Annotated in this window: 4 protein-coding genes; 2 read left to right on the top strand and 2 right to left on the bottom strand. The window is 69.1% G+C overall.

The genetic code is table 11. The annotated features are described in order from the left end of the window. Positions 1 to 1,962, top strand: a 1,962-nt coding sequence (locus GSF22_RS06680) for an N-6 DNA methylase (protein ID WP_208811907.1), incomplete at its 5' end; no start/stop codon positions are given. Between the two features lie 88 nt (positions 1,963 to 2,050). Here GSF22_RS06680 and GSF22_RS06675 read toward each other — a convergent pair. Next, complete coding sequence (locus GSF22_RS06675; RefSeq protein WP_208811905.1) at positions 2,051 to 3,118, bottom strand: LysR family transcriptional regulator; 1,068 nt, start codon at positions 3,116 to 3,118, stop codon at positions 2,051 to 2,053. 247 nt (positions 3,119 to 3,365) lie between these two features. On the opposite strand from GSF22_RS06675, the gene GSF22_RS06670 reads away from it, so the two are divergent. After that, a complete protein-coding gene (locus tag GSF22_RS06670; RefSeq protein ID WP_244366451.1) occupies positions 3,366 to 4,781 on the top strand; it encodes a peptidoglycan DD-metalloendopeptidase family protein in 1,416 nt (471 codons plus the stop codon). 200 nt (positions 4,782 to 4,981) lie between these two features. On the opposite strand, the gene GSF22_RS06665 is transcribed toward GSF22_RS06670, so the two are convergent. Next, positions 4,982 to 6,307 carry an RCC1 domain-containing protein gene (locus GSF22_RS06665; RefSeq protein WP_208811903.1) on the bottom strand — a complete coding sequence of 442 codons (1,326 nt, stop codon included), beginning with the start codon at positions 6,305 to 6,307 and terminating at the stop codon, positions 4,982 to 4,984. Positions 6,308 to 6,387: the final 80 nt, after the last annotated feature.

Raw genomic sequence — 6,387 nt, 5'->3', positions numbered from 1 at the left:
CCCACCAGCCCCTCCTTCGACGCCCGGGAAGTCGAGCAGTGGCTACGCCGTCACGGCCGGCAGCACCAGGCCGACACCGACCAGCGGGCCTGGCGACACATCGAGAGCTACCAACCCGCAGCGCAGCTCAGCGACGCACTCGCCATCGCCGGCGCACACCTGCTCACCCGCGCCGCCCAGACCGACGATCCCGACGACCGCCTACCCACGCCGAAACAGCTCACCAGCCAGCTGCGTGCACTCGACCCCGCCCTGGCCGCACACGTCGGTGACGTCCTGCCGCAACAATGGACCCCGCAACTGACCACGCTGCTCCAGGCCGTCGACCAGCTCGGCTCCGAACGCGGTCCGGAACCTGCCTTCGAGTACCTGCACAGCCAGTACGTGGCCTCGGCCCACTCGCTCTCCGGTCTCGCCGGCACCCCCGACAGCGTCGCCGAGCTGATGCTGACCCTTGCCGGCACCGGCGCCGACACCTTCGACTTCGCCAGCGGCACCGGATCGATCCTGCGCACCGCCGCCGACCGGGCCCTGCGCAACGGCACCGTCACCCGATGCCACGCACAGGAGATCAACCCGCAGTACGCCCTGATCACCCTGTTGCGACTGTGGTTCGTCCACCTGCGCGCCCGCCACGCCGGACACGACACGGCACCACCCGTCGTGCACACCGGTGACAGCCTGCTCGCCGATGCCCTACCTGACCTGCGGGCGGACGTCGTCGTGGCGAACTTCCCGTTCGGCATCCACGACTGGGGACACGACCGCCTCGCCTACGACCCCCGCTGGATCTACGGCCTACCCCCACGCACCGAACCCGAGCTCGCCTGGGTGCAACACGCTCTGGCCCACCTCTCCCCCGACGGCACGGCCGTCGTCCTCATGCCCCCGGCGGCCGCATCGCGCCCTGCCGGCCGCCGGGTCCGCGCGGAGCTCATCCGCCGCGGAGCGCTACGCGCGGTGATCGCCCTGCCTGCCGGTCTGATGCCGCCGACCGGCATCGGACTACACGTCTGGGTCCTCGCCCACCCCGGTTCGCGCCCACCGCACACCGCAGACCTGCTCCTGGTCGACGCCACCACCGCGTCGACCGGTCAGCCGCTCGCCGACATCGTCGGCACCGCTTGGAGCGCCTACCGGTCCGAGCACTACACCGAGGCCCCCGGCGTCCACTGCGCCGTACCCGCCATCAACCTGCTCGACGACCAGGTCGACGTGACACCGCGGCGCCACCTGCCACAGGCCATCGAACCCGCCACCACTCCAGTGCAGGTGGGCAGCAACATCGAGGCATTCGATCGACTACTCGACCGCGTACGACGCAGTCTGCCCGCCGTCGGCGAGGCACCCACCGTGACTCTGCGTGATGCTCCGCGAGCCGACGTAGCCGACCTGGTCCGGTCCGGCAGCATCACCGTCCACCGCGCTGCTTCCCGCAGCCGAGCAAGTGCCACCACCAGCGCCACCGTGCTGACCGCCGCCGACATCCTGTCCGGCCGCCCCGCCACCGGCACCGCAGCCCGCACGGCGGACGATGCCGCAGGGCCGACGGTCCTCGACGGCGACATTCTCATCCCCGTCATCGGCAACAAGATCAGCGCCCGGGTCGCCACCCCGGAGCAGGTCGGAGCCGAACTCGGGCCGAGCGTTCAGCTGATCCGTGTCGACACGGCCCGCTTCGATCCGTGGTTCGTCGCCGGTGTCATCTCCCGCACCGACAACGTCCGCATCGCCGGCCGCACGTCCAGCACAGCCAGCGGCACCCTGCGCGTCGACATCAAACGGCTCACCATCCCTGTGGTGGCGCTCGAACAGCAACAGGCGTACGGGCAGGCGTTCCGCCAGCTCACAGAGTTCCGTACGGCCCTCGAACAGATCGCGACGACCGGCGCTGCCCTGGCGCACGAGATCGGCGACGGCCTGACCACGGGAGCCCTCGGACTTACGTCACCACCAACCTGAGCACGTCACCTGCCGGTGCAGCAGACCCGACCTCGGCGATGGCACCCGGAGGTAACCCACGTCGTCGGTGCCGCGCGCAGTAGTCAGCTCAGGCCGGGGGCTTGTTTGCCTGCCCATCGCGGCGCACCACGGTACGCGCGGCCTGGATCAGGGCGGCGAGGGCGGGGTTGTCGCGGCGGGGAAGCCAGGCCAGGGCCGCCGTGGACAGCGGCAGGTCGACGACGTCGACGTAGGCGACGCCCCGGCGGGTGTAGTCGTGGCGGGCCTCGGCGGGCAGGAAGGCGATGGCCTGGCTGCGGGCGACGGCTGACAGCAGGGCGTCCATGTCGCCGACTACGGGCCCGTAGCGGACGGCGCTGCCGTCGGGGCGGGGATTGACCGTCCAGAAGTCCCACCACTGTCGAAGCTCCGGGATCGGGACGTCGACCACCACCCGGTCGGACAGTTGGGCCAGGGTCAACGGCGCGCGCGTCACCAGCGGATCGTCGGCGGGTAGACAGGCGACCCGGGGCTCGGTCGACAGTTGCAGACTCCGCAGTCCCGGCGGCAGCGGCGGGCGCAGGAATGCCGCGTCCACCTCGCCACGGGGTAGCACGTAGACCTGCTCGACGAAGTTGACCGAACGGATCTCGACGGTGATCCCGGGATGCCGGGCCGACATCTCGGCGAGGATGGCGATCACGTAGGGCATGAAGGCCTCCCCGCCGATGGCCCCGATTCTCAGATGCCCCCGGGTCTCCCGCGAGTACGCGGCGGCGAGTTCCCGGAGTCGGGTCATGGCGGCGACGGAGTCGCGCGCCTTGGGTATCAGAGCCTGGCCCGCCGGGGTGAGCTCCACCTGGCGGGAGGAACGCCGCAACAGATCGACGTTGAGTCGGCCTTCCAACGCCCGGATCTGTTGGCTGAGCGCCGGCTGGCTCAGGAAGAGCCGCTGGGCGGCACGACCGAAGTGCAACTCCTCGGCCAGCACCAGGAACAGGCGCAGTTGATGAACGCTGGGATCACGCGAGGCGGATCCGACCTGAGGCCGCGGCCGCCTACCGACACCGTCATGGACCATAAAGAAAATTCTATGAATCCTCGTCGAATCGAAATTGCCTGACGTCTGTACGGCGGGCGGATGTCCGGGCATGATCCTGATCAGGTGCAGCACCATCAGCCACCAGCGAGAACACCGGAGCCGAGGGGAACGGCGAGCCCCCTTCTGTCCAATTGTCACGCCATCCGGACACTGTCGCAGATCCGACATCTGAAGGATTCGACCACCCCACGGGATTGACCCGGATGCCACCAGGCACTGGTAGAGGCGGCCGTTCTTGCGCAACCCCGCCTCCAGGGCCTCACTCGACCTAGGAGGAATCGTGAGGACGTGGCCAGCAGGGATTCCAGCTCAGCGTCGTCCCATGAAACGCATTTTCGTCCAATGGGGATACGGCGCCATGACCGCTCTCCTTATCGCGACCATCGGGCTTGCTGTCCCGGCCATTACGACACCGGTGGAAGCTGCCGGACCTCGGCCGTTCTTTCAGCTGCCGGTGGCTTGCGGTGAAACTTGGCGGCTTTCCACGTACGTCGGACACGACGACTACGACATTGACATGTTTCCGACCGAGGGGACCGCGTCCGGGCGACCCATTCTGGCCTCGTATGCGGGAACTGTCGTTTCCTCTAGTTACGACTCGGGGGGCGGCTACTACGTCAAGCTGAGCCACGGCGACGGCTGGCAGACGCTGTACCTGCACATGCTGGAATCACCGATGGTCAGCGTGGGCGATGTCGTGGCAATCGGCGACCAACTCGGCAAGGTGGGTAGTACTGGTAGCTCTTCGGCGCCCCACTTGCACTACGAGCAGCTCCGAGACGGCGCCAAGGTCGAGTCGTGGTTCAACGGAGAGCCGTCTGGGATCACTCACGATGATGCCAACTACTCGGTCTACAGAACGAGCCACAACTGTGGGACGCCGCATGGTCCGTTGTGGAATCGGGTTCGTAGCAGCGCCGGTAGCTGGGGTGTCTCTTCCGAGCTGGACGGCAACCGCGCGCTGACCGGGACGGCTGCTGCGAGCCTACCCAACGGCACGATGCACGTCCTGGTGATCGTGCCGAACTCGGGCATCTACCATCGGGTCCGCAGCGCCACGGGGACATGGGGCAGTTCGGTGCGGATCGACACCAGCGGCTACTTCACCGATGTGGCCGCTGTCGGCATGCCGGACGGCACCCTGCACATGTTCGGGGTGATCCCCGACAGCGGCCTCTGGCACCGGGTCCGCAACACCGCCGGCACCTGGAGCAGCTCCACCAAGATCGACACCAGTCCGATCATCAGCGACGTCGCCGCAGCGAGTCTGCCCGACGGCACGCTGCAACTGTTCACCCTGGTCCCGGGTTGGGGGGTCTGGCATCGTGTCCGCAGCGCGGCCGGCGCCTGGAACACCCCCATCCGCATCGACGACAACGGCAGCATCAGCGATGTCGCCGCCGCCGGCATGCCCGACGGCACGACCCAACTGTTCACTCTCGTGCCCCGCTGGGGCGTCTGGCATCGGGTCCGTAGCGCGGCCGGCGCCTGGAACACCCCCACCGGAATCGATCCAAACGGCAACATCACCGCCGTTTCCGCAGGCAGCCTGTCCGACGGCACCCTGCACCTCAACACGACCGTCTACGGCTCCGGGGTCTGGCACCGTATCCGCAGCGCCACCGGCGCCTGGAACACCCCCACCGGAATCGACTTCAACGCCCGCATCTTCGCCACCTACACCATCGGCCTACCCGACAAGAGCCTCCACGTCGGCGTCCTGGTCAACACCGCCTGACCCCCGAACACAGCCAACAATGCCAGCTGTGGCGCGGAGACGACCTCGTCGCCTTCGCGCCACAGCTGCCATCGAGCCGGCCGCCGGCGGTGCCCTCGTCGAGAACGGACGCGCACTCGGTCAACCTGAGCCGCAGTACCGCCGACACGTGCAGCAGACCCCGATGAGCAGGTCGTCGTCGCCTTCACGGCAACCGCCGGTCAGACCGGGACCGGCCCGCCGCAAGCGGGACCACCCATCGTATGCCCACCAAAGCACACTGAAAGAAGTCGATGTATCCCTGGTACACCCAGGGGAATTCCTCGGCGTCCCCGGCGAAACCGTCGTCGGGATGACGCGGTGCCGTCACCGAGCTGCCCCAACGAGTTGTAGCCCCAGCACCACAGGCTGCCGTCCGTGCGCGCCGCGCAGGCGTGGTAGGACGCGGCCAGGACGCCCGTCCAGGTGGTCGCGGTGCCGACCTGGGTCGGGGTGGACCGGTGGGTGGTGGTGCCGTCGCCGAGCTGCCCGTAGCTGTTCTTGCCCCAGCACCACAGGCTGCCGTCGGTGCGCGCCGCGCACGACGAGTCGATGCTCGCGTCGACCCTTGCCCAGGTGGTGGCGGTACCGACCTGGAGTGGGGTGGTCTGGAAGCCGGCGCCCCCGCCCACCTGGCCGTACCCGTTCTCGCCCCAGCACCACAGGGTCCCGTCGGCGCGGACGGCGCAGGTGTGCGCGTAGCCGGTCGTCACGCCGGTCCAGGTGGTCGCGGTGCCCACCTGCGTCGGGGTGGCCCGGTAGTCCAGGATGCCGAGACCGAGCTGTCCGTCCGAGCTGCTGCCCCAGCACCACAGGGTCCGGTCGGTGCGGATGGCGCAGGTGTGCGCGTAGCCGGTCGCGACGCTCGCCCAGGTGGTCGCCGTGCCGACCTGCACCGGGGTGGTCGCCCGGTAGGGGGACGCGCCGGTACCGAGCTGTCCGTGACGGTTCAGGCCCCAGCACCACAGGGTGCCGGTGGTCTGGACGGCGCAGGTGTGACTGGTGGCGGTGCTGACGTTGGCCCAGGTGGTGGCGGTGCCGATCTGTACGGCGCTGCGCCGGTGGGTGGTCGTTCCGTCGCCGAGTTGCCCGTTGGCGTTGCCGCCCCAGCACCACAGCGTTCCGTCGGTGCGTACCGCGCAGGTGTTGCTGGTGCCGGCGTCGATACGCGCCCAGGTGGTGGCGTCGCCGACCCGGATGGGTGCGGTCCGGTTCGTGGTGGTCCCGTCACCGAGTTGGCCGTTGAAGTTGTTGCCCCAGCACCAGAGCGTGGCGTCGGTGGGGATCACGCAGGTGTGCAGGTCGCCGGTGGCGATCCGGGACACCGGCGCGGCGGCGAGTGAGGCGTTCGGGGTGTCCCGGTCGGCGGGGCTGGCGGCCGCCGTGGCTGTGCCCGTGGTGAATCCGATGGCCAGCAGGGTGATGCCGACGGTGGCCGCCGCCGCGAGGGCGGTTCGGGCTGCCTGCCGCCATCGCGTGCGCAGTCGGTCGTTTCGGTGTGCGTTCATGTTCTGCGTTCTCCAGATGTCGTCGTTGCTGCACGGTGGGGCGGCGTTGCCCCGACAGGTTGCCGGCGTTGCCGCGCCTC

The organism is Micromonospora echinofusca, assembly GCF_017614955.1.
In the GTDB taxonomy this organism is placed as follows: domain Bacteria; phylum Actinomycetota; class Actinomycetes; order Mycobacteriales; family Micromonosporaceae; genus Micromonospora; species Micromonospora echinofusca_A.
The sequence above is the reverse complement of the archived record's forward strand: the minus strand, read 5'-3'. Positions and strand labels throughout refer to the sequence as shown.